Annotated in this window: 19 protein-coding genes; 10 read left to right on the top strand and 9 right to left on the bottom strand. The window is 47.5% G+C overall.

The genetic code is table 11. The annotated features are described in order from the left end of the window. Together NDK19_RS13715 and NDK19_RS13710 are read right to left on the bottom strand one after the other, a co-directional pair. The coding region (locus NDK19_RS13715) for a carboxylesterase family protein (protein WP_250632470.1) at positions 1-1459 on the bottom strand (1459 nt) is incomplete at its 3' end. A 243-nt stretch (positions 1460-1702) separates the two neighbouring features. Beyond that, complete coding sequence (locus NDK19_RS13710; protein ID WP_250632469.1) at positions 1703-2863, bottom strand: glycosyltransferase family 2 protein; 1161 nt, start codon at positions 2861-2863, stop codon at positions 1703-1705. A gap of 118 nt (positions 2864-2981) precedes the next feature. Here NDK19_RS13710 and NDK19_RS13705 point away from each other — a divergent pair, with 118 nt between their 5' ends. The 8 genes from NDK19_RS13705 to NDK19_RS13670 all read left to right on the top strand — a co-directional run bounded on the left by NDK19_RS13705 (position 2982) and on the right by NDK19_RS13670 (position 13306). Then, positions 2982-3611 (top strand): HAD family hydrolase, encoded by a 630-nt coding sequence (locus NDK19_RS13705; protein ID WP_250632468.1) that lies wholly within the window; start codon positions 2982-2984, stop codon positions 3609-3611. A gap of 97 nt (positions 3612-3708) precedes the next feature. Next, complete coding sequence (locus NDK19_RS13700; RefSeq protein ID WP_250632467.1) at positions 3709-5943, top strand: GumC family protein; 2235 nt, start codon at positions 3709-3711, stop codon at positions 5941-5943. Between the two features lie 132 nt (positions 5944-6075). Beyond that, positions 6076-7536 carry an O-antigen ligase family protein gene (locus tag NDK19_RS13695; protein ID WP_250632466.1) on the top strand — a complete coding sequence of 487 codons (1461 nt, stop codon included), beginning with the start codon at positions 6076-6078 and terminating at the stop codon, positions 7534-7536. Positions 7537-7584: 48 nt separating this feature from the next. Next, entirely contained in the window at positions 7585-8310 is a 726-nt protein-coding gene (locus NDK19_RS13690) for a TolC family protein (RefSeq protein ID WP_250632465.1), read from the top strand. Further along, positions 8310-9671 carry an oligosaccharide flippase family protein gene (locus tag NDK19_RS13685; RefSeq protein ID WP_250632464.1) on the top strand — a complete coding sequence of 454 codons (1362 nt, stop codon included), beginning with the start codon at positions 8310-8312 and terminating at the stop codon, positions 9669-9671. Before NDK19_RS13690 ends, NDK19_RS13685 begins: the two co-directional genes overlap by 1 nt. Further along, entirely contained in the window at positions 9664-11328 is a 1665-nt protein-coding gene (locus tag NDK19_RS13680) for a hypothetical protein (protein WP_250632463.1), read from the top strand. The genes NDK19_RS13685 and NDK19_RS13680 overlap by 8 nt, the downstream gene beginning before the upstream one ends. 26 nt (positions 11329-11354) lie before the next feature. Next, on the top strand, positions 11355-12398 hold the full coding sequence (locus NDK19_RS13675) for an acyltransferase family protein (RefSeq protein WP_250632462.1): 1044 nt from the start codon (positions 11355-11357) through the stop codon (positions 12396-12398). Between the two features lie 41 nt (positions 12399-12439). Then, positions 12440-13306, top strand: a complete 867-nt coding sequence (locus NDK19_RS13670; protein ID WP_250632461.1) for a glycosyltransferase family 2 protein — start codon at positions 12440-12442, stop codon at positions 13304-13306. 80 nt (positions 13307-13386) lie between these two features. Here NDK19_RS13670 and NDK19_RS13665 read toward each other — a convergent pair whose 3' ends face one another. Further along, complete coding sequence (locus tag NDK19_RS13665; RefSeq protein ID WP_250632460.1) at positions 13387-13992, bottom strand: YceI family protein; 606 nt, start codon at positions 13990-13992, stop codon at positions 13387-13389. Positions 13993-14365: 373 nt separating this feature from the next. Beyond that, complete coding sequence (locus tag NDK19_RS13660; RefSeq protein WP_250632459.1) at positions 14366-15268, bottom strand: glutamate--tRNA ligase family protein; 903 nt, start codon at positions 15266-15268, stop codon at positions 14366-14368. A gap of 113 nt (positions 15269-15381) precedes the next feature. On the opposite strand from NDK19_RS13660, the gene NDK19_RS16970 reads away from it, so the two are divergent. Together NDK19_RS16970 and NDK19_RS13650 are read left to right on the top strand one after the other, a co-directional pair. Continuing rightward, positions 15382-17886, top strand: coding sequence for an ATP-binding protein (locus NDK19_RS16970; protein ID WP_250632458.1), 2505 nt, complete (start codon positions 15382-15384; stop codon positions 17884-17886). Then, entirely contained in the window at positions 17858-18811 is a 954-nt protein-coding gene (locus tag NDK19_RS13650) for a hypothetical protein (protein WP_250632457.1), read from the top strand. Before NDK19_RS16970 ends, NDK19_RS13650 begins: the two co-directional genes overlap by 29 nt. Before the next feature lies 1 nt (position 18812). Here NDK19_RS13650 and NDK19_RS13645 read toward each other — a convergent pair whose 3' ends face one another. From NDK19_RS13645 to NDK19_RS13625, 5 genes are all read right to left on the bottom strand, one after another. Next, a complete protein-coding gene (locus NDK19_RS13645; RefSeq protein ID WP_250632456.1) occupies positions 18813-19025 on the bottom strand; it encodes a hypothetical protein in 213 nt (70 codons plus the stop codon). Between the two features lie 195 nt (positions 19026-19220). After that, entirely contained in the window at positions 19221-19643 is a 423-nt protein-coding gene (locus NDK19_RS13640; protein WP_250632455.1) for an Hsp20/alpha crystallin family protein, read from the bottom strand. Between the two features lie 196 nt (positions 19644-19839). Then, on the bottom strand, positions 19840-22035 hold the full coding sequence (locus tag NDK19_RS13635; RefSeq protein ID WP_250632454.1) for a heavy metal translocating P-type ATPase: 2196 nt from the start codon (positions 22033-22035) through the stop codon (positions 19840-19842). 155 nt (positions 22036-22190) lie between these two features. Next, on the bottom strand, positions 22191-23228 hold the full coding sequence (gene cydB / locus NDK19_RS13630) for a cytochrome d ubiquinol oxidase subunit II (RefSeq protein WP_250632453.1): 1038 nt from the start codon (positions 23226-23228) through the stop codon (positions 22191-22193). A gap of 33 nt (positions 23229-23261) precedes the next feature. After that, positions 23262-24593, bottom strand: a complete 1332-nt coding sequence (locus NDK19_RS13625; RefSeq protein ID WP_250632452.1) for a cytochrome ubiquinol oxidase subunit I — start codon at positions 24591-24593, stop codon at positions 23262-23264. Positions 24594-24687: the final 94 nt, after the last annotated feature.

The raw sequence follows: 24687 nt of genomic DNA, 5'->3' as shown, positions 1-24687 counted from the left end.
ACCAAAAGCAGGAACGCATCACGTTGTCAGGCACTACGCCCGTGTTGTTGGCCGTAGAACCAAATTCATTGCTCCCTCCCCAATTGGATTGAAGCGTGATATTTATCGGTGAACTCTGACCGCCTTGCGTGCGCAGGTTGTTTATCACTGCTCCGCTATTGGTCGCCGATGGTGTGTTGTTCCATGGCAATCCCTGCTGGCTGCTGCCCGTGAAGTTAATCAATACGGCCTCCGAATTGTTGCCGATGCCTACCTGCTCCCATCGGTAGGATGTAATGCTGCCGTCAGGGTCGGAAGACTGTCTGCCGTCAAATACAACCTGTGTTGCAGGCAACGTAATGCTCTGGTTGGCGCCCGGATTGGCTACGGGTAATAAGTTGAGCCGTTCTACTTTTACTATTACATCGTCGGTAGCAGTTTTGCCATTAGCGCCCGTAACTGTCATGCGAAAAGTATATGTACCGATGGGAACGTTTAACAGCGTTGGGGTGGCCGTATTGCCTTGTTGAATAGTGATTGCAGGGCTGCCGCTTACTTGCGTCCATTGGATAGAGGCAATTTGTGTACCCTGAGCACTTGCCGAGCCGTTCAGTCGCACACTTGTTACAGGTGCAGTGAGTGTCAGGTCGGGGCCGGCATTTGCCGTAACGCCGTCTTTGCTGTAACGCAACATCCACTCATAGATATTGATGTCGCGGACACCGGGGTCTACGATTGCAGGGTCTAAATTGTAGGTTTTATCCCAGATATAGTGGTCGCCACCCTCGTAGAGTGTCATGCGAGGGCGAGGCGTGGGAGGTGTCGGATGGTTGTTAAGGCTGCTCACCCAACCTGTTGTAGAACCTACGCCAACAATACCGTCAGCCGTGCCATGGGTTGCCCATATGGGAATATTATTGGTTGCCAAAGCGTTTACCTTCGTGGTGTTGGGCCATGAAGCGCCGCAAATAGGAACGATGGCCGCTACTTTTTGAGGATAGGCAGCCGCATAGTCCCATGTACCGCCGCCGCCAAGGCTCAGGCCGGTAATATAGATACGCGACTCATCTACCCGATAAGTCGCCTTGGCGTGTTCCACTACTTGGTCTATGTAAGAAGCAGGCCAACTGCCGTAATTGGATGTTAGCTGAGGAGCTAGAATAATGTAGGAAAACTGTTGTCCATTAACGGTAAAAGTCATGTTATTGCCGCCATCTGCCATCTGGATGGGCGTATTCCACATAACTACTCTGCGTAAGTCGGTCGTGCCGTTACCGCGTTCGCCTATACCGTGTAAAAAAATCATCAAGGGATGCCTTTTACCACTGGTGGCGTAGTCAGGCGGTAGAAACTCCATGTAGCCGATACCGCTTGTGGTGCGTCGTTCCTGCAAACGCTGCGCTAATGCAGGAAATAACTGCCCGATGAAGATGACTGCAAGCAGCAACATCTTCCATACAATCATTCCTCTTTTTGTCATTGTTTGATTTAAAGCGATTGTTGTCATGAGAAAGAGAATTTGAATTCATACCAAACGGGTTGCTGCATTTGTTAGTAGTTTTTACCTATGGGCTATCATACCTCAACGGCGTTGTCATTTTACTTTACAACGACAAACATACAATTATATTGCATTAAATATAAAATTTCAAATAAAAAATTATACTTCTTTAATTTGAAACACAAAAAAGTATTTGTAAAAGACAATAAAAGTACAAAACAGCTAGCCGCGCTTGGCTTTCTCCCACAAAACCGACTGGCTTCCCTTCAAATAGCGCAGGAATCCAAGAAATACGCAGTAGTTCATCATGGCGAAATAGAAGGGAATAAAAAAGGCTTTTACCTTCACCCGTCGGGTTGCCAGCAGCCAGCCTGTTGCTGCGGCCGTGTAAAAAATAACCTGACCGACCAGTAATATTTGGTAAACAACACCTTGCTGCCAAAGCATGACATTGAGCGGAAGGATGAGCAACAGCGCCAGCGGTGTCAGCGACCAGCGCAAAACCCGATGCGAAATGTATTGAAAACTCAACCACCCGTAGCGAAATATATTGAGCAGCGGCAATAGCCATATGATGGATTGAATCCCGCCCGCACTGATGCGGATTTTACGCTTCATCTCTTCATTAATATTGGCAGAGGCCGTTTCCAGAGCATAAGCCTCCGGTGCATAAGCCACGCGATATCCGCGGGCAGCTATGCGAAGAGAAATCATAAAGTCATCGAGCAGGGTATTGGCAGGCACAGACATGTACAAAGCCCGACGAATGGAAAACAGTTCGCCTGCCGCACCTACCACGCTGAAAAGTTCGTAATCCAACCGTTTCAGAAAACTTTCATATTTCCAGTAAATCCCCTCTCCCGCAGTGGCATTGTCGGCAGAAGCAACCCTTTTTTCGCCTGCCACCGCCCCTACATCGGCGTGTTGATAATGCTTTACAATTTCGCGCAGCGCTTCTTTATTCAGCATGGTGTTGGCATCAGTAAATACACATATCTCACCGACGGCAAACTGCATGGCACGATGAACAGCCGCTATTTTACCGGCACGCCCGGGCTGATGAAGGCAGGTAATACGGTCGGCAAAAGCCTGCAAAAGCGAAGGTGTAGCATCCGTTGAGCCGTCGGTAATAAAAATAATTTGCAACTTCTCGGGCGGGTAATCGAGCGATAGCGTGTTGTTAGCCTTGGCAACAATGTAGTCCTGCTCGTTGTAGGCAGCCACTATAAAACTGACAAAAGGCAATTGTTCGTCAGGTAGTGCAGGGGTAAGCCTTGGCGGTGCAAAAAGCCTTTTAACTTGTATCAATAACCATAGTAAGATGCCGTAACCAATGTATGTATAAACAATCAGCAACAGGCAAACCCAGAAAAAAGCTGTCATAAGCAAGTAAGTCAGAGTAGTTCGAGTGGCAAGATAACAAGGTAAAAACAGATAGGCTGTACCTTGTTTTCTAAAAAAATTCCGACCTTGACAACTATAACGACAAACAAACGATTGTATGGAAGTCAATACCCCCGAAATCAGGGGAAGTACGGGCGGCAAGGTGCTTGCCCTGTTCGATTTTGATGGTACAATTACCCGAAAGGATACCCTGTTCGATTTCGCCCGCTACGCACGGGGCAATTTGTTTTTTTTCAAAACCATGCTGCGGCTTGCGCCCATGCTTGCCGCACACAAGGCGGGATTGATTTCTGCCACAGCGGCCAAAGAGTATTTTCTGACAGCATTTTTTGGCGGAATGCCTTTTGCCGAATTTGAGCAACTGGCAACCAAATACAGCTTGGAGCGCATTCCACGGTTAATTCGGCCAACGGCGCGCGAGCGAATTTATTACCACCTGCAACAACAACACACCGTAGTTATTGTCAGCGCTTCGGCTGAAAACTGGATTAAGCCTTGGGCAAATCTGGAAGGGATTCGCGTGATTGCTACCATTTTATCTGTAAAAAACGGATTTATAAATGGAAAACTTGCATCAAAAAATTGCAATGGAGAAGAAAAAGCTACACGCATCAAACAAGCCTTTAAACTCTCCGAATATGATTATATTTATGCGTATGGCGATACAAAGGGTGATAAAGCCATGCTTGCTTTAGCCAATGAATCTTTTTTTCAGTATTTTTCTTGATAATATTAGTTATTTTATTACATTTGAAGCAACAAAGTAATATTTGCTACAAATGTTGCAAATATTCACTTATTCAATAAAAAATTGTATTTATCCTATGGAACTCTACCTGATTTTCCGCGCCCTGTACAAAAAGAAGTTTTGGCTTCTATTAATCATGGTAGTTGCAATGGCCGTTGCCTACCTGTTGGCCGCACGATACGACAATTTGTATCAGTCGGTTACTAAAATAGCCACAGGGTTTACGGTTACGAACCAGCTTGACCCCGACGACAGGGTTGGAGGATTCTATGAAACCGATATCAAATTCAACAACTTGATAGAGAATATCAATTCGCCTATTGTGGTCAATCAGGTAGCATACCGCTTGATGATTCACGACTTATCGGAAAAAGAGCCGTTCAGACAGCCGCTGAACAGTAAGGGTGAACCGTTGCTGAGTGAAAAAGAAAAGTTGAAATACCTCTCGGCGTTTAAGGCCAAACTGCGCAATATGGAAATGCTCGACCTGAACAAGGAAGAAGATAAAGATTTGTTCAGGGTGCTGAAAGCATACGGTTACTCCGAAAAATCGCTGCGCGAGGCCTACTATGTAGCCCGCAACGGATTTACGGACTACCTGACCATATCAGCCACTACCGACCACCCCCAACTGTCGGCCTATATTGTCAATACGATTTTTGAGGAGTTTGCCCGCTACAACAACAGCCTCAATATCGTACAGGCATCAGAAACCGTAGAGCGTTTGGACAGTTTGCTGAAAGCTAAACAATGGGCTAAAGAACAGGCGCTGGAAGAATATAAACAGTACCAACATGCGGCTAACCTGCTGGATGTAGATATAGAAGGCGATGCGGCACTCAAACAAATCAGCAGCTTGGAAGAAAAAATTACCGACGAAGAAGCAAAAATACGCCGCGCAGAACTGGCACTTGCCGACGTAGAGGCCAAAATAGCGAAATTGGAAGAAGAGAAAAAAGGCAATGCGTCTTCTATCTCTGCCGGCAATCTTTCGGTACGCAGACTTAATCAGGCGCTGCTGATGCTGGAACAACGGCGCAAACGCAACCCAAGCAATCAGGCAATATTAGACTCTATTGTGCTCATCAATACTGAACTGAGCCGAATGGGCGTTGTGGGTGGCGGTGGGCTAAATATTGCGGCGCGCTTGGAGGAAGCCTACGACCTCCGCAGCGAATACAAAACCCAGATTGCGACAAGCACGCAAACATTAGAAAACTTGCGTATGCGACTGAGAGCAGTGGCAGGCAGCAAATCTACCTTTGCACAAAAAGGCGCGCGCATTAAACTGTTGCAAGAAAACCTCGACCTTGCCAGCAAAGAATATGAAGAAGTATTGCAGCGATACAACAAAGTGTTGGAAAGCAAAAATATGATGAGCGGCATTAAGCAAGTAATTGCAGGCCAACCCGCACAGGAGTCGCAACGCATGAAACGCATCCTGATAACGCTGATAGCCGGTGCCGGTGCGCTCATGCTTGCCGTTATGGTCATATTCTTGTTGGAGTTTTTAGACAACAGTATGCGTACGCCTACGATTTTCAGCCAACAGACCAAAATACCGCTGCTTGCCGTATTGCCCGAAATCAGCCGGAAAAACTCTGCCGAAGAAGCAGTAACCATTGCTCCGACCGTTTCCAAAGAAGCAACGCCACCCAAAGTTGTACTTACTTCCGGGTTTAGCTTTGGCAGCACAAAAGCCAATAATGCCCATGTATTGCAACTTTTCAGAGAGAATATCCGCCTGTTGCGTCATGAGTTAGACACATCGGGGAAAAAAGTTATTCTTTTTACCAGCTTCCGAAAAGGCGACGGCAAAACAATGGTTATCCGTTCATTGGCAAACGCATTGGTAAAGTCGGGCAGAAAGGTGCTGCTGTTAGACCTCAATTTTTCCGATAATGCGCTTACGGAAGCATATACTGCCAAAAACAAAATTGAAAAAATATTGGAAACCGGCAGCTACCTCGCCTCAGACGCACAAAGCACATACGTCGGCCCTATTCAGGTTATCGGATGCAACAAGAGCAATTGCTCGCCGGTGGAGACCATCCAACTTGCCGCATTGCAACGGTTTATCAAGTATTGCAGCCAATTGTATGACTATATCCTGATAGAGTCTGCCGATATGGCACAGCACTCCGATGCAATGGAACTTGCACCGGTGGCCGAACGCATTATTTGCATAGGCGCATCTTACCATACGCTCGACCGCACCGACCGCGCAAACATAGAACGCCTCAAAAAGCCCAACGGCATTTTCATGGGGGGCGTACTCAACAGAGTCAATCCGGAAAATATGCATCTGTAAACCTGTTGAAGGCATGCAAAACCACGAAACAGACAGCCCCAAGCCGTCAGAGACGGTGAGCATGGTCGTATCCATGCTTGCCATTATGGCAATGATGGTCTATGCTTTCATTAAAATCATGTTTTTGTAACCATGGCACATCCGGCATCATATATAGCGAACTCCTTAACAGCCTTCGGTACGTACATGAGGCGGCTGATATGGCAGGAGCGGCTCGCCAACTGGCTGGGCATTACAGGCATGGTATTGATTATCTTAGTGTTTGCCGTAGCCGTACAGCAGTTAGGTTTCACCAATATCGTTGCGCTGAGTGCCTTTCCGGCGGGGTTAATAGTCCTGCTGCTCATATTGCGCTATCGCATGTTTGCCATTGCCTGCGGATTTATGTTGATGTATGCCGGCCCGGTTATTACCCGATTGACAGGTCTTGCCATTCCGTTTGGCATTATTAACGACTTATTAGTTGTGCTGATGGCTATCAGCATGTTTGTAAGCAATGCCGACAGAAGCCGATTTAAATTCTGGAATCCTGTTACCGTTTCGCTGGGCATTGTGCTGGCCTACACCACCTTACAGGTACTGAACCCCGACTTAGAAAGCCATGAGGGTTATTGGATTGGTTTTAGAAAAACACTTAGTTTCTTTTTGTTTCAAGCAGTCGTGCTGCATGAAGTACAATCTTTTCAACGCCTGAAGCAACTCTTGGTCATTATTCTTTGGATGACTTTTGCCGTTTGCCTCTATGGCTGCTATTGTGAATGGTTCGGGCTGCCCGCTTTTGAGTACAATTTGCTGATTTCTAACCCCAAGTCTATGGGGCTTGTTTTTGTGGACGGCAAATTCAGAATATTTTCTTCTTTGTCCGACCCGGCGACTTTCGGTATTTTGATGGCAATGGCCGGTATTTTTTGTACAGGGCTTATGCTGGCGCCTTTTCGCGTGCGAACCAAAGTTGTGCTCGGCATTATGGTGATATTTTTTGCACTGGGAGCTTCTTACTCCGGCACCCGAACTGCCTACGCGGTCTTTTTTGCCGGCTTGGTGATGCTTTTTTTGCTGAACCTGCATCATAAGGCGGCCATTCCCATTATGACAGCAGGCGGCCTGTTACTGTTGTTCATTCTTTTTGCCCCTGTTTACAACCCCACACTGAACCGCATCCGTTCAGTATTTCACCCTTCTAAAGACGCCTCTATGAACGTCCGCGATTTTAACCGCAAGCGGGCACAGCCCTACATGTGGTCGCATCCTATTGGCGGAGGCATTGGCACAACAGGGGAATTAGGCGAACAAACCCAGCCTCATCATCCGCTGGCAGGTTTCCCCCCCGACAGCGGTTATATGCGGACTGTACTGGAAACCGGATGGATAGGGCTGCTGATTCAATGTTTGAGTTATTTAGCCATCATGCTGTTTGCCGTTTGGAATATGTTCCACAGCCGTAAAAAACTGACACGTGCCTTATATGCAGCCTCCATAGCCGTGCTTTTCAGCGGTGCATTGGGGCAAATTGCGCAATTGAGCGACAATATTTTTTTCCTTATATTGATGCCCATAACGGCGCAACTCCGATTATTGGAAAAGCCCGTATAAAATCCTTGCTTCACTGATGAATAAACTTACTTTCACAAACAATATCCTATGAGAACACGCACCTTTTGCCTGCTGCTTTTCCTGCTGACAGGCTCGCACCTTATGGTAGCACAAACGAACAATCGTATCAATTACGAAAAAATCATCTTACCTGCCATTTCCGACACAACCGGTATTAAGGAAAAGATAGTATTTCTGGCATGGCAAAACAACCCGCAAATCAGACGCAGCGAACTGAACGCCGATAGAGCCAACTTGCAGGTAAAAATGGCAAGGTCGATGTGGCTTTCCGCTTTCAATGCTGCGGGCAACCTCAACGAGTTCAACATTGGCCAAACCTTTGGCACCAACAAAGACCAGCAAGGCAACATTTTCTTTCCCCGCTACAACTTCGGTGTAGCTATCACTTTTGACTTCTTTGGCCGCATAAGTAACGGTGTAAAAATTGCCAAAAAGGACAGGGAGATAGCGGCACAAGACTACAACCTGCTGAAACTGCAAATTCGCGCCGATGCCTTAACCAAGTACCAGATTTACTACACCGCACGCGAACTTTTCCGATTCCAGCAGGAAATAGCCGAAGACGCATACGTGAAATACCTGAGCTTAGAGCAACAATTCAAAAATGGCGAAAGAACGCTGGAAGAATACGAAACAGCCACCCGCATCTATAAAAATGCACAGATTGCGCGCCTGACCTCTGAAAGAGAGTATTTTATAGCTAAATACGATTTGGAAAAACTAATCGGTATCCCGATTGAACAGGTGAAGTAATGACGGCTTTTTTCCACCGTTGGCGGGAAAAAATCAGCGGGTCTTATTGGCTCAAATCAGGTTTGTTTGCGCTCATGCAGCGCCTGAGTGTTTCTGCCTGTACAATCACTACTTTTTTGTTGCTGGTCAGGATGCTCAGCAAAGAAGCCCAAGGGCTTTATGACCTGCTGATGATAACTGCCACCATATTTGAGCTTTTCAAAATAGCACTGCTGAAAAATGCCACCATTACGCTGACGCACAATCAGGAAACACATCGGCAACAGATACAGTCTGCCTCGCTAATGCTCAATGCCGCACTTACGGGAGTGGCTGTCCTGCTCATTGTCGGCTTGTATGTTGTTCATACGGCTTTACCGCAAGAAACAATGGAGATGCTGTTGTTCTATTGCCCGGCTTTAATCATGCTGGTAGCGGCACATCACTTTGAAATACAACTGCTTGCGGCTGCCGATTTTAAGTCCATCTTTTGGGTGCAACTCACAAGGCACGGTATCATTATGATAAGCGTTTCAGGGCTTTTTCTATCCGGCTATGCCGTTACTGTTGCAGACCTTGCGCTTGTGCAATCGGTGGGTGTAACCGCTTCGGCCATTACGGCGTGGCGGCTTGCACGACCGCTGATTTTACCGCTCTCTGCCGATGCCTTGTTCGGATGGGCAGGAAAAATCCTGCGTTTTGGGCGCTTTGTGGCCGGAACAGCCATCCTCTCCGATATAGCCCGCAGTGCCGACCGCTATTTGGTAGCTAACATGGCAGGCACGGCAGGCACAGCCCTTTACAGCGTTTCAGGGCGCATCACCAATCTGACAGACCTGCCCGCAAGCGCAGTAGCGGAAATTTCTTTCCCAAAAACGGTGCGCGCAATGGCAGAAGAAGGTAAAGAAAGTGTAGCCAACTTGTTTGAGTGGTCGGTAGCTGCCAATTGGGTATTTCTGCTGCCTGTTTCGCTGCTGATTATCTTGCTGCCCGAACCGGTGCTGCGAATAGTGGCCGGCGCGCAGTACACCGAAGCCGCCCCGATTTTGCAGTGGATGCTGGCTACGGGCTTATTACTACCCTTCATGCGGCAATTCGGCAATACGATGGATGCTATCGGGAAACCGCACCTGAACTTTTACATCAACCTGCTGATTGCCGCTTGCTGTATTGCCGCAGAACTGACTTTACTTTCCCTTGCGGGCAGAACGGGTGCTGCCATGGGGCTGTTCGTCGGGATGTCGGTAGGCTGCGGTTTTGCTTATGCGACGCTGCGCAAATACGTACCCATACGCATTGCGGGGGTTGCAATGAAAACATTCAACATTTACAAGCAGTCATTTGCTTTCTTGTTTCAAAAATTAAAACCGACACATGAATAAGCCTTTGCTCATATCGCGCACTTTCATGGTGTTTGAGCTGTTGCTCATAGTAGCCGTAGCAACCGTTCCGCTTTTGTTTGACTACAACTACCGCATCAATATCTTTCTTTCATGGGAAGGCGCATACCGCCTCTATCAGGGGCAAATTCCCTACCGCGACTTTGGCTTGCCGTTGGGTTTTGGCTATTGGCTGATACCTACATTGTTCTTTTTCCTTTTCGGCCCGTTTATGACCTCACTCATCAAGGCGCAGGTGTTTATCAACATCGCATCGGGGCTGATTTTTCGCGGCATACTCCATACGCTGGACATCAGGCCTCAGGTGCGCTTTCTGGCAGTGCTAACCTTCTGTTTGTCGTACATGTTGCTCAATTTCTGGCCTTGGTATAACCATTCGGTCATTGTTTTTCAGTTGGCCGGGCTTTATTTCCTGTTGCGGCACATGCTGAAACAGCCCTCTTTTGCCAATTTGGCTGGGGCAGCGTTTTTTCTGTTCCTGTCTTTTTTCACCAAGCAAGATGCCGGCGCAATGGGGCTGCTCATAGCCCTTGCGCTGCTGTTGTACCACAGCATTGCCAACCGTCAAATCGGCTCGCTGTTTTTCTTTTTGGTGTTCTACGTAGGCATTGCCTGCCTGTTCATTCTGCCTTTTTACAACAGCGGATTTACTTACTGGTTTAACTATGGGCAATTGCCGCACTACTCGCGGGTTGCACTCCCCGACTTCATCAATGAGTTTATGATGGGCGCCAAGTGGGAAAAGTTCTACCTGCTTGCCGTTTTGCTGATACTGATAAACCGCTTCATAGAAGCTCCCAAATGGAAAGAAGTATTTTTCAATCAGCCGTTTATGGTATCCGTATTGCTCACGGCGGGTATTTTGGTAGAGGCTGTATTGTTTCAGGTAACAAGCTATGTTCCGCCCGACAATCACATTTTTTTCCACAGCTTTGCCCTTGCTTTTGCCTTTACTTACCTGAATATCGGCACATACCTCAACCGTTTTGTGCCGTTTGCAACAGCAACACTGATGGTAACACTCTTTTGGGGCAACTATTACTGGCGGCAGGTGGGCGATAAAGTGTTGGCATATCTGCCGCAAAAGAAACCCGCCGCAGGCTACACGGAGAACATCATATCGCGAAACACCTACATCGTACCCGACCCGATGGAAGATTCGCTGGGCAAAGCTGCTGCAGAATGGCAGGTAGTAAAAGGCTACCGTTCGTTTGAAAAAATGAAAATGCACCCCTCTACCATTGCAGGCATTAACCGCCTGATGCAACTGCCAATGGTGCAGGAAAAAAACAAACGGCTGCGCGTGCTGAATATGACCGAACTCACACCGCTGGCCTACGAAATGCCCTATGAGCCCGAAAAAAATGTTCCTTTATGGCATCATCTGGGAGTGGGAATGTTTAACAAACAAGTAGATGAATACTGCCGCAAAATTCAGCAACAACAATATGACATCGCATTGTTTGAGGCTATCCCGAAACTGAACAACTTCTACCCTTGGGCAGTACGTCGCTGTTTGCAGCAGCATTATGTGCGCATAGACAGTTTCCCGGGGCCGCGACAATCGCAGGTGTCATACATAGAGGTTTACGTTCGGCCATCACCCGACAACTCCGTTAAGCCACCGGTAACAGATTGACCATCAAACATTTAAAATAAACATTCATGAGTCAGGCAAATCGTTTGGGATGGATTGATTATGCGCGCGGCATCGCCATTATTATGGTAGTATATCGTCATGCCTATGAGGGCATTGCGCATATGAGCATCGGCACGGATTTGCCTTATTGGTCGTACATACTGCAAGAAAGCGTTTACAACCTACGTATGCCGATGTTTTTTATTGTGGCGGGTATGTTTGTACGCAGCAGCTTTCACAAACGCGGCATGGGCTTGTTTATCCGCTACAAATGGGAAACCATACTTTACCCCTACTTTGTCTGGGCTGCCATTCAGGTCGGTGTACAAATAGCGGCTGCCCCTTATACCAACTATCCGATGAGTTGGGCTGCATTTTTGGACATTCTGTACAATCCGCGCGCGCTGATGCAGTTCTGGTTTTTGTATGCACTTTTTGCCATTAACCTGCTGTATGCCCTTGCACTGCAATACGGAAAATGGAATCGCCGAACGATGACAGGCATCGGGCTGCTGCTGTTTTTGGCCGGCGCTTTTGTAAATACGCCCCTGTTTTCGTTGGCAGATATTTTCTTCTTTGGGCTTTACTTTGCCATTGGCGATGCTTTGGCGCCTTACCTGTTAGATGATGAAAACGCAAGGCGCATTGCTTCGCCGAAAGTTACCGCCGTACTGCTGCCAACTGTGCTGGTTGCTCAAACCATTTGGCTGGCCTACTACATGGGCGTGCCGGCGCACTCAGCCATGGACTTGAAGGGGCGCTTGGTTTATCTGGCAGTCTCCATATTCGGAGAAGCCCTGATTTTACAAATTGCCTTTCTGTTGGCACATCAGCAAGTGGCCGATTGGTTGCGCTATGTGGGCAGCCATTCGCTCTACATCTACGTTATGCACTTTTTGGTAGTGTCAGGCATTCGGATTGCAGGCTATCGGCTGTTAGGAATAGACCATGCCTTGTTGTTGCTGGCGCTGGCGGTTGTCGGAGGCATCGGGCTGCCGATTTTATTTTACCGACTCAGCCGAAATACCATATTAGAAAGACTGTTCGTATGGCAGCCGCAAGCCACGTAACAATGCAATAAACTACTGACAATCAAAGCAATCAACACCTTATGCCTATGTTTAGCTTCAGCAATCCGAAATGGGTAACGCAACTGTTGCAATACCATGCCGACAGGCATATTTCCGAAGAGGAGAAAATAGCAGCCATCAACAGCCGTTTAGATAAAATCATAAGCGATAAACCGCTGGTTTCCATCGTGATACCTGCCTATAACGAAGAAGCTAATCTGTTGCCTTGCATAGATTCCCTGTCGCATTTGCAAACCGATTTTCCGTTGGAAATTATTGTGGCAAACAACAACTCAACAGACCGCACACAGGCAATTCTCGACCGCCTGCATGTTACCTCTGTACTGGAAACCATACAAAGCGTAGGGGCGGCGCGTCAAAGGGGCTTGCTTTCTGCCAAAGGTGAATATGTTTTCTCTGCCGATGCCGATTGCCTGTATCCGGTAAACTATTTGTCAGCACTGATGAAACACCTCGCCCAGCCTTCGGTGAGTTGTGCCTTTGGGCGATATGCTTTCTGGGGCGATGAGGTTGCTCCCCGTTGGCAGTATCAGCTCTATGAATGGCTCAAATGGATTCCTGTGGAACTCAAAAACATTAAACGGCCATTTTTAAATGCACCGGGCGCAGCAATGGCATTCAAAAAAGCCCCTGCACTTGCTATCGGCTACGATACCCGCCGCATTGTAGGCGAAGACGGGCGCATGGCTTTTGACCTGATGAAACACGGCAAAATTGTATATGTGCGCCACTCGGAGGCAGTAGCATGGACATCTGCGCGCTCGCTTTTCAGAGATGGCTCCGTAAGCAGCGCCCTTATCAAAAGAATAAAAAACTACTTGCGCCGACTGCCCGAATTCTTTACGGCACTGCCCGACCATGACACCAAAACCAGCCGGAATGATTAATCAACCCCAAAAAACGCCTACCTTGATTGGGCAGGCGTTGAATCATCAATCAATCAACTTTAACAAACTAACGGGTCAGATTATTTTTCAAACACTGCGTTCAATGTCAGCTCAATGTCATCGTAAATCATCTTGTCGCCGATGTCATCTATAAAAGAACCGGAACCAAACTTGATGTCCCACTTAGAGCGGTCAATTTTGAAGGCTGCCATAGCCATCATTTTGTTGCCTTCGGTTTTGGTTTCTGCATCAAACTCTACGTGCTTGGTGATGCCTTTGATTGTCAGGTTGCCGGCAATTCGGTACATCTGCTTGCCGTCTTTTACCGCCCCCGGATTAGCATGTTTAATTTTAAAAGTAGCGGTCGGGTGGTTAGCTACTGAAAAGAAGTCATCACTTTTCAGGTGGCCAATCAGTTTGGCGTTGGTGGCTGCATCTTTCAAGTCTTCACAAACGATAGAGTTCATGTCAATAGAGAACTCGCCGCCTGTAATTTTGCCATTGGTTACTTCCAAAGTACCGCCGGCCACTTTCACAGTGCCATTGTGCTGACCGGTTACTTTCTTGCCTACCCAGCCAATGGTAGAAGCGCTTGTGTTGATTTTATAAGTTTCTTTAGGCGCAACAAAAGCTGCCAGAACCAAAGCTGCCAAGGCAAAAATGCCTGTTAAAAATGTGTGTTTCATGTTTGACATCATTTCTTTTTAAGTGAAAACTATTATTGTATAAACATTAATTGTTCCAAAAATGTTTAGCCCTGCCAAAAAGTCTGTTAAACCTATGAAACACAGAAGCGCCCGTTTCATACCTGAAATGCGGGCGCTTCAAAACGATTCTACCGATGTCTGCATAAGTTAATCTGTTAGATAAAACCAATCCCAATCGGTATCAGAGGAATCAATGAGCACAACGGTCTCAATGAGCGCCTCGGTAAGCGAGTGTAACATACGTAAACAGAGGATAAAAGTGAACACCAAAAAAATAAACGTGTGTGAAGGTAGTATATTGTATCGGGAATAACAAATTTGTTTTTCTGCGCGATAACAATGTACAATATACTCAAAAATTGCTGATTTTCAGGATTTTATCAACAGAAACCCGCTCTAACAACTCCCGTGCCGAGCGCGCAGGAGTTTCTGCGGGTAACAAAGCAGCCGAAAGTATCTCATAGACTTTTGCAGGGCTTTTTTCTGTGGAAGCAATGGTTTTTAAGGCCGTACTGCCTGCCGACTTTGACAACTTCTCTCCGTTCGCATCTTTCAACAAGGGGTGATGAAAAAATACAATCTGCCGAAAACGAGCATCGCCAATGCACTCGGCTATATAGCACTGCACTACCGTTGAGGCGAACAGGTCTGCACCGCGCACTACCAGATTTACGCCAAAATAGCAATCGTCTGCCACAGAAGCTACTTGGTAGGCTGGCAATCTGTCTTTACGCCGCAATACCGGATGGCGCATCCATTCGTAGGGAGATGCTTGCACGGGTTGTATTTGCCCTGCCTCACAAAAGCTAATCAACTGATTGTCGGGTGTTACAAGCCGCCAAACAACATCAGTGGTTGTCAAAGGCAATTTTTTGGCAAGGCAAGTGCCCGGGTATTGGCCGTCGGTGCTGGCTTCCTGCCAAGTTTTGCGCGAACAGACACAGGCAAACAGGTGGGGTTGCAGCTCGTGCAATAGCTGCCTGTATAAATCCATGCGGCTATGCTGGCTCCATGCCGCGTGAAAGTCTGCCACACCACAGGGGCCAAGGTCATAGTCTAAGCCAAGCCAGTCTATACTGTAAAAAATATCTTCCAAATATTCGGGGCGAAACCGTTCGTTATCTAAATCGTCAATACGTAACAAAATACTTCCGCCTTGCAAACGCGCCAGCAGCCAAGTAATGATAAACGAAAAAGCATTACCCAAATGGAGGAAACCGCTCGGCGTAGGAGCAAACCGCGTCAGCAGCATCATTTAGCACAAGTTTATTTACACAAAATTGTAATTTTCGCTTGTAAAGCCATCATTAAGCGCTTATATTGCAATAAGCACGTGCCTGTAAACGTTTCCTACAAAATTCATCAGCAGTGTTCAGGTCTATCTGGAATCAACTCTCTACCATAGGTTACTATCGTTGGCAGCCAACACAAGACATTGGTAGCGACACTGTGGCGCTCGTCAATCAGGTGGGCGCTGTTGGTATTCCCATATTGCTGGTCAATACGCTGGTTGCTTTGCTTGTCGGCGACTTCGTTTTTGCAGGTTTCATGCTGCTGTGTGCGTCTTTCTTCCTGCCGATATGGTGGCTCAACCACCTCGGGCAGTTCCGACGGGCACGTACTTATGCCTGTGTTTCCATGTACGGAACGATTGCTTTTATCGGGATGGTAGTATTAGACGGCCACACAGAAGCATACCTGTACTGTTTTCCTTTTCTGACAGCTTTTTTTGCCTTGTTTAAAAAAGAGAACTCCTACGAAGTATGGGTACACATTGCCGCCAATGTATTGTTTTTTTTTCTGATGTCTTACAGTGAAGCAGGGCTTAATTTGGCAGGAATGTCGCCCGAAAACCGCTACGCCGTGATTTTTTCGTCCCGCATAGGCAGCATAATAGCGGGAATTTCCGGTTTGTACATATGGTTCGATTTGCAAAGGCGAAGCACGCAAATTATTAACAGCCAACGCAATTTTTATGAGAACCTTATAGACTCCATTACGCTGCCGATAGCCGTTTTTGACAATCAATTGCGTTTCCGTATTGTCAATAAAGCATCTTTTGAAGACGTCAAGTTGCGGCAGCAAATAATCGGCAAAACGGAAATGGAGTATGCCGCAATAACAGGCACTCATTGGGAACGGGCAGCTCTCAGAACGGAAAAATTGAAGCGATGTTTCGCTACGCAACAACGAGTGCTTTTTGAAGAACATTTTGAAGTAAAAGGCTATAAACGTACCAACATAGGTGTTATGTACCCCATAACAGCCGAAAACGGCGAGCAGATGGTGCTGGCTTATCTCTTGGACATCAGTACCATCCGCCGCTATCAGGAACAACTGCTGCAAAGCCAAAAAACTTTTGAAGCCGTTTTTGAAAATGCAACCGATGCCCTGTTTTTGATTGATACGGCCTCAACCCGCATTGAAAACTGCAATGCTGCTGCGCTCGCGCTGTTTGGTTATGCCGACAAAACGGATATCAAAGGCAAGTTGGTCAATGAAACTGCGCTTAGTATCTCCGACGAATTCCACAAAAAAGTAGCAGACACCATTGTTGCAACAGGCAAATGGGAAGGAGAGCGTGTCTATACCCGCACCGACGGCAGCACCTTTACCGGCAGCGTGGCCGTTACGCGCTTTATGCGACAAGGCCAACAACTAACCTTATTGCGCATCAACGACCACAGCAAACAGAAAGAAGCCGAAAGAGCCATTGAGCAAGCCTTGCACTCTGCACGTGAGGCGGTAGAGGCCAAGTCGCAATTCCTTTCCAAAGTCAGCCATGAAATCCGCACCCCGCTCAACGCCATTGTGGTACTGAGCCGCCTGATGATAGATGACCACACAGCCATACAGCCCTACAATATTGAAATAATTCATCAGGCATCGGTCAGTCTGATGGAAATGGTGAACGAAATACTGAACTTTTCCAAATTAGAAGCCGGTAAGGAAACACTGAACCCACACCCTGCTAACTGGCGTGCCCTGCTCGAACAGATATTGACCAGAGTGCGCTGGCAGGCAACACGCAAAAAACTCGCACTGACTTTTGAGGCAGATGCCAACATTCCGGATATACTCATGCTCGATACGCTTCGCATGGAGCAAATTATTAATAACCTGCTTTCCAATGCTATTAAGTTTACGGAGAAGGGCTATGTAAAAATTTCTGTGAGCGGGGAAAACTTATCCGACAACTTGTACAGGCTCAATTTTCGCGTGGCAGATAGCGGTATCGGCATACCTGATGATAAAAAAAGTATTATTTTTGAGAGTTTCAGACAAGCCGACAAGGAAATAGCCTACAAATTCGGGGGAACAGGATTAGGCCTTGCCATCACCAAACAATTAGTTGAAATGATGGGCGGCAGCATTTCCGTAGAAGACAACGAAGGCGGAGGCGCAGTTTTTAAATTCCATGTTGTTTTACAACTTACCGAACAAGTACCTGAAAATCAGAAAACTACAATGTCAGACAGTATCCCGCAAGACCTCAAAGGGTTAAAAATTCTGATGGCAGAAGACAACACTATCAATCAGTTTGTTGCCAGACAGATTATGGGGCGTTGGAATGTGAGCCTTACTTTTGCCAACAATGGGCAAGAAGCCTTAGAACTGTTAGCCAAAAACAGCTACCACATCGTTTTAATGGATATCCAAATGCCTGTGATGGATGGCATAGAAGCAACACAACGCATCCGCAACGCTGCTCCCGATTCGGGTATCAACACCCAAATTCCTATCATTGCGCTTACGGCCGATGCCATGCCCGAAACCAAAGAAAAAGTAAAACAGGCAGGCATGAACGATATTGTAGTAAAGCCTTTTGACAGCGACAGCCTCTATGCGCTTATCAAAACTTTTGTGGATTAGTTTGCTGCTGTGCGGCCTTCCGCTATGGTTGCAGGCTCAGAAAAGATACAGTCGTACTTTTTCGCAGGACGGCAAATTTTACCACTACATCTTTGAGCCTTCATCCAAAGCACCCGACCTGTGGAACTTTACGCTCAGCACCGTGCAGCACAGCAAAGCCACGGGAGAGGTAGAATCCAATAAAATTTACAGCAGTGATGCCTACATCAGCGGCGACAGTCGCAGAATTTCGCATGTGCGCATCTATGCCGCCACTCCCTTGGATTATTCATGGGCTGTATCCTACACGCATTTCTATGAAGCTGAATTTCAGTGGAGTACAGGCAAAATAGAATACGCGTACAGCGGTAATCGCATGGAGCGCGCTTTTACGCCTTTTGAGAAATCGGCCGAAATCAGCCGATTCAACGTGGCAACCACTACCCCCGATGATGCCGTGCGAATAGCTGTACAGCAGTTCGTACTGCGTTATGCGAAGTTATTCCGCTATCCCGATATGCCCGAAAAATTGCCCCATACCATTTCCGGGCGGGTGATTTTTAACAATGAGGTGTATGATTACGAAATCCGCCGCGATTTTTTCAACCCCGGCGATGACAACCTAAGCATCCGAAAACAAGGTAATGGATTGGTTTTCAACACATTAATGCAAACAGAACTTACCCCCGAACAATTACAGGTTAAAATTCATTATGTGCAGCAGCGCGGGCTGGCATGGTCTGTTTTTGCCAATGACTACCTTACCGCCCGCTTCGCCTTGAAGCAAGGGCACATCAGTTGGGAAAAAATCGGCTCCGATATGCCCGTTAATGCCGAGCCTCCGCAGCCTCAAATGTCATTCGCTGCCAATACGCCGGCCGAAAAACTGCTGCACATCGCCGTAGAACACCTCATTCAGCAGTACAGCGCCGCATTTTCAAGGTAAATCAGGCAATTTTCAACTTACACACTTCCGCTGCAACCATTTGCGCATATTTGCTTGGCAGCAAATATCTGCTTACTGCACACTGTATCAATTTGTTGAAAACAGTTACCCGCCGTCTCAACAAACGCCATGAGGCACGTCCGCGATAGATTGTCCACAATACCAACAGATAGGAAAGACTTACTAAACCAACTCCCATACTCAACTCTTTCATGGTAAACCCTCCTTTCTTATTGAATTGATTTATCAGCAATCAAACACGCGACGGATAAATTTGCGCAATTGCTTGTTTTAGGTAAAATGCGTTTAAAAATTTTCTACCGCTAAGTCCTTGGCGAACCTTGCGGTAGAAAAAGATATTCAAAATTGCTTACTTAGCTTACAGCCTGCAAAGTGATTCCGTAAGTCATTATTGAACTTTGATGCTGCGAGAAGCGGGCAGTGCTTCTTTCTTTTTGCCTACGCGAATGGTGAGCAAGCCGTTTTCCATTTTGGCCGAAATTTTTTCTGTATCGGCTTCGGCAGGCAGTGAAAAAGCACGGTAGTAACTGCTTTGGATAAACTCGCGACGCAACCAATTTACGCCTTTGTGCTCGCTTGAATTTTCTTTATGGGCAGAAATAACCAGCACATTATTGCTGATTTCCAGTTTAATATCTTCCTTGCTCAACCCCGGTAAAGCTACTTGTAAGTCAAATGCCGCATCTTCATCGGCAATATTGACCGAAGGAAGCGTGGTATTTGCATCTTTGTTGCTGCCGAAAATATTATCAAAAAAGTTTTCCACAAAAGAGGGCAGCGCAACTTTAAAGTCGCGATTGAAGATTTTCATATGCTTTGTTGTTTAGTTGTTAGTTATCAGTCCCTCAAATCACGTATCAAAAGCCGTGCAAGAGGCTAAATACGCCTTATTGATGTCTTTTTGGCAGATTTTTATCAATTTTAGCGGCATTTTTTGTAAATCGGGATGCAAAATTGACAGCATTCATAGCCAATAGTTGCAAACCATTGGCTATGGATAGATAACCCTACGCCCACTTCAAGCGCAAACTGTTACTGACTACGCTCACGCTGCTGAGTGCCATCGCCGCACCAGCCAGCATGGGGTTGAGCATAAAGCCTGTGAAGGGATAGAGCAAACCTGCTGCAACGGGAATACCGATGATGTTGTAGATAAACGCCCAAAACAGGTTTTGCCGAATGGCGGCTGCCGTGCGCCGTGAAAGATGAATGGCTTCGGGAATTTTGCGCAAGTCGTTGTGCATCAGGGTAACGGCTGCCGCATCTATGGCAATATCCGCGCCTCGTGCCATAGCGATTCCCACATCGGCGCGGGCAAGGGCGGCACTGTCGTTGATGCCGTCGCCTGCCATGCCTACGGTGTGCCCCTGCGCCTGCAACTCGGCTATGTAGTCGGCTTTTTGGTGCGGTAAAACCTCTGCCTGAAAGTGTGCGATGCCCAATTCTTTGGCGATTGCTTGCGCAGTAGCGTGATTATCGCCCGTGAGCATGTGAACGGCAATGCCCATGTCAGTCAGTTGGCGGATGGCTTCGGCGGCTTCGGGTTTGGGCAAATCTTGCAAAGCAAAGGCTGCCAGCAAACGGCTGCTATCGGCAAAAAATACTTGCGTTTGTGCTGTCTGCGTGCTTGTCAGTTCATCGGGAAGGGCAATTCCTGCCTCGCGCATCAGTTGCGCACTGCCGACGTGATAGGTTGCCCCGCCAACGGTAGCACGGATGCCCTTGCCTCCAATACTTTCAAAACTGCCCGAAACGTTGGCGGCTGCAATGCCCTGTTCTGCCAAGTGATGCACGATTGCCTCTGCCAGCGGGTGTTGGGTTTGCTGCTCAATGGCTGCCAGCAAAGCCGCTGCCGACTGTTGCTCCGCCGAGTCGGTAAACCATTGGTAATGAACAACTTTTGGCTTGCCTTGTGTCAGCGTGCCGGTTTTATCCACCACCAGCACATCCATTTTTTTGGCAAGTTCGAGGCTTGCCGCATCTTTGATGAGGATGCCTTTTTCTGCTCCCTTGCCAATGCCGACCATAATGGCCGTAGGCGTAGCCAGCCCCAAAGCGCAAGGGCAGGCAATTACCAGCACGGTAATGGCAGCGAACAAACCTTGCATTGGTTCGCCGAAAGCATACCACACCGCAAAAGTCAGCAAGGAAATACCGATAACAACGGGCACAAACACCGCTGCGATGCGGTCTGCCAACTGCTGGATGGGGGCTTTGCTGCCCTGTGCTTCCTGCACTTTTTGGATGATTTGTGCCAAGAGTGTGCGACTGCCTACCTGCACGGCTTCCATCACAAAAGGATTGTTGCCGTTCATGGTGCCTGCCCAAACCGTATCGCCTGCCTGTTTGAAAGCGGGCAACGGTTCGCCGGTCATGCTGCTTTCGTCTATAAAAGATTCACCTTCAACAATTTTTCCGTCCACGGGCACTTTTTCGCCTGCTCTGACCTGTAATTTATCGCCTGCTTGGATGTCGCTGATGCGCACCGTTTCGGGGAAACCGTACTCGTTGAGGCGCGTGGCAACTTTTGCCTGCATACCCATCAGTTTTTTCAGGGCTGAGGCAGTGCCGCGTTTGGCTTTCTCTTCCAGCCATTTGCCCAACAAAATAAAGGCAATGACCACGGCGGCGGCTTCAAAATAGACGTGCCCGTGCAGCCCCCGCTCGTGCCAATAGTGCGGGAACAGGGTATTGAAAACGCTCATGCCGTAAGCTACGCCCGTGCTGAGTGCCACCAGTGTATCCATATTGGCGGTGCGGTGTTTGAGTTGCTTCCATGCCGAAACAAAAAAACGCCTGCCCGGCAAGAGCATCACGGGCGTTGTAAGCACCCACATAATCTCGTTGGCATAGGGCATGTCCATTGCCAGCATCCCGATGAGCATAACGGGCAGTGCCAGCGCAAGGGCAAGAATCACCTGCCGTTGTAACGCCTGAAAATCAGCTTGTTGGCGGGCTTCCAATTCGGCGTGGGCTTCTTCGCTTTCGTCAATGACTAAATCGTAGCCGACCGATTGCAGGGCTTTTTGCAGAGCGGTGCTGTCGGTTTTTTCGGGGTCAAACTCAACAGCGGCGGAGGTATTGGCAAAATTGACCGCTGCCGAAACGACGCCTTCCTGCGCCTGCAAAATGCTTTCGGCACTTGCCGCACACGAAGCACAGGACATATGCAATACGGGGTATGTTTTTTTAACAGTTGTCATGGTTAGATGAATAGTTATCAGTTGGCAAATTAAAACACATCTTTTGGAAGACAGATTTTGGCGAATACCACGCGTAAACGCTGATTGAACTATTTACAAAAACAAATCTGCGTAAAAACCCGTGTCCCCGCATTCCAAAAAATTTGCTTACCTGCTCAATAACTGAAATCGTCTAATTCTACTTTGCCTCTGAAAGTTTTGTACAAATTCCACATGTAAAGCCCAATCAAAGGCGTGCCAACGGCGGCAAACAAGAGCATTATCTCCAAAGATTTCATGGAAGAAGCCGCGTTGTAAATCGTAATATTGAATTTGCTGTCTATGGTAGAAGGCAGCAATACCGGATAGAGTTGCAACGCAACCAACATCATCAAAAATGCGGTGGTTAGTGAAGAGAATACAAACACCAACTCATACTTTTTTTGCCTGATTAAGCGCGGAATATTGGCTACGGCCAAAAAAGTAAACACAGGAACGATGAAATATTCGGGTTCTTCCCTGAAATTTTCAACAACGCCTTCAATAAAAACCAAGGTGTAGAGTGATGTAAAGCTAAAACTCACCAAGAAAAATACAACTGCATTGCGCAGAATCATGGTTAGGCGGGCATAGAGCTTGTCTTGTGTTTTGAGCAGCAAAAATGCCGCACCCTGCATCATGAACAAACTCACGGATGTCAGCCCGACAAGTACAGAGTAGAAACTGAAAAATCCGAAGAAAACACCACCCTTGTATTCCAAGTCTTTGTCTATTGCCAAACCTTGCAGCACGTTGCCCACTACTACGCCGAGCAGGAAAGAAATGGAAACATTGGAAACAAAGTAAATCCAGTCCCAAGCGGTTCGCCACCATGCTTTGTCTTCGGCGCTGCGGTATTTGATAGCCATTGCGCGCAGAACCAAGAAAAACAGGAACACCATAAACGGAATGTACATGCTTGACATCAGCGCAGCGTACATCACCGGAAAACCTGCAAACAAAGCTCCCCCGCCAATGATGAGAAACACCTGATTGGCATCCCAAATGGGGGCAATGGCGTTAATGTTGATGCGGCGGCTTTGGTCTTGCCGTAGGAAAATATGCAGCGAACCCGACCCCAAATCAAAACCTTCCAAAATGCCGTAAGCCGAAAGCAAAGCCCCGACAATGAGGAACCAAAGCGTCGGGTAATCTATCCCCAGAAAGTATTCCATAACAGTATTTTTTTGCGTTGAACAATTGAAGATTTACGCGGTCGGTTGCAAATCTTCGGCAGTCGTGATTTTTTTATTAAGCGAGTACAAAAACAAGGCAAACAACAGGGTGTAGAGCACAAAAAACAGAATCAAGGAAAACAACACCTGATTTGCTTTCACGCTTTCCGAGAGGGCATCGCTTGTGCGCAACAGCCCGTAAACTACCCACGGTTGCCTGCCCATTTCGGCAGTGAACCAGCCCGCCTGATTGGCAATTTGCGGCAGAAGCACCGAGAAAATAAACACAATCATCAGCCACTTGCTGTCAAACAGCTTGCCCCTGAACCACATCAGCAGGGCAAAGAGCGTCAGGGCTATCATCGCCATGCCGATGGCAACCATGATGTGGTAAAACTGAAACACGGCATTTACTTGCGAGGGGCGGTCTTGCTTGGGGAAGTTCCACAGCCCTTGCACGGGGGCGTTGAAATCTTGGTGTATCAAAAACGACAGCCCGCCGGGAACGGCTATGCCCGCTACCTGTTCTTTTTCGTTGTCCACCCAACCGAGCAGGTACAAGTCGGCGGGCGAATTGGCGGGGTAATGCCCTTCCATGGCGGCTAATTTGGCGGGTTGATTTTTAGCCACGCCGTCGGCTGAACTGTGCCCCGAAAGCAGCTGCGCCAAAGAAAAAACGACGGCAATTACCAAAGCAATTTTGAAGGCTTTGCGGGAAATTTCTACAAACTTGCCTTTGTAGATGTAATAAGCATGAACACTCAATACCATGAAAGCGCCTGCCAAAAATGCGCCCTGCCACACGTGGATAATCCTGTCCACACTTGAAGGATTGAACACCATTGCCCAAAAGTCGGTAATTTCGGCTCTGGCGTTGAGCCCTTCGCCTACAATGTGAAAGCCTGCGGGGGTTTGTTGCCAACTGTTGGCAACCACAATCCAAATAGCCGAGAACATAGACCCCAACAGCACCCCGACGGCGGAAATAAAGTGCATCTTAGGCGAAACCCTGTTCCAACCGAAGAGCAAAATGCCCAAAAACGTGCTTTCCAAGCCGAACGCAAACAGCCCTTCGGCTGCCAGCGCGCTGCCGAACACATCGCCCACAAAGCGCGAGTAAACAGCCCAATTCGTGCCAAACTCAAACTCCATGATAATGCCCGTGGCAACACCGTAACCGAAGGTGAGCGCAAAGATTTTGAGCCAAAACTTAGTCAGGTTTTCGTACGCTTTGTCGCCCGTTTTGAGGTAAGAGGCATGAAAAATCACCAGCAGTAAACCAATGCCGATGCTTAACGGCGGATAGATGTAATGATAAGCAACCGTGAACGCAAATTGAATGCGTGCCAAAATTTCGGTTTCCATAAAAACGTGTTTAGTAAACTTTTCAAAGCCGGAAGAAAGAATGTGCTAATGTATTGTTGTGCTGCCGCAGCTGCCTTGACCTAACTTGTTTTTT

It is taken from the genome of Rhodoflexus caldus (assembly GCF_021206925.1).
In the GTDB taxonomy this organism is placed as follows: domain Bacteria; phylum Bacteroidota; class Bacteroidia; order Cytophagales; family Thermoflexibacteraceae; genus Rhodoflexus; species Rhodoflexus caldus.
Note: the sequence above shows the minus strand (reverse complement) of the source record. Positions and strands in the feature narration are given on the sequence as shown.